Annotated in this window: 1 protein-coding gene; it reads left to right on the forward strand. The window is 77.8% G+C overall.

Going from position 1 to position 695, the window contains the following annotated elements; genetic code table 11:
* The coding region (locus GTW08_RS22415) for a condensation domain-containing protein (RefSeq protein WP_161152478.1) at window positions 1-695 on the forward strand (695 nt) is incomplete at both ends.

The following is a 695-nucleotide window of genomic DNA, read 5'->3' on the forward strand; positions in this document are numbered from 1 at the left end:
CGACGCCGGCGCGACCGCCGCCCTCGACCGCGCCGCCCGCGCCCGCGGCGTCACCCCGTCGACGGTGCTGCACACCGCCTGGGCCCTCACCGTCGGCGCGCTCACCGGCAGCCGGGACGTGCTCGTCGGCAGCACCGTGTCCGGCCGCGACGCCGCCGTCGACGGCATCGGCGAGGCCGTCGGGCTGTTCGTCAACACCGTCCCGGTGCGGATGCGCTGGGCACCCGGAGAGCCGCCGGCCGCGCCGCTGCGCCGGATGCAGGACGGCCGCACCGCCGTCCTCGACCACCCGCAGGTCCGGCTCGCGGAGCTGCAGCGCGGCCGCGGGGAGCTGTTCGACTCCATCGTGGTGATCGAGAACTACGCCGCGGAGCAGACCGCGAACGGCCTGGTCACCGGGGTGGAGGTGCGCGACGCGGTGCACTACCCGCTCGCGCTGGTCGTGCGGCCGGGCCGGGAGACCTCCGTCGTGCTCAAGCACGACACCGCCCGCGTCGACGACGCCACCGCGGGCCTGCTGCTCGAGATGTTCGAGCGCACCCTGACCGCGCTGGTCACCGGCCCGCAGCGCACGATCGCCGCGCTGCCGCTGCGCACCCGTCCCGAGCAGGGTGTGCACGGCCCCGAGCGGGCCGCCGACCCGCGGACCCTGGCCCGCCGGGTCGCCGACGGGCTGGCCGCCGACCCCGGCCGCA

Origin of the sequence: Pseudonocardia sp. SID8383, from assembly GCF_009864975.1 — a bacterium.
Classification (GTDB): Bacteria; Actinomycetota; Actinomycetes; order Mycobacteriales; family Pseudonocardiaceae; genus Pseudonocardia; species Pseudonocardia alni.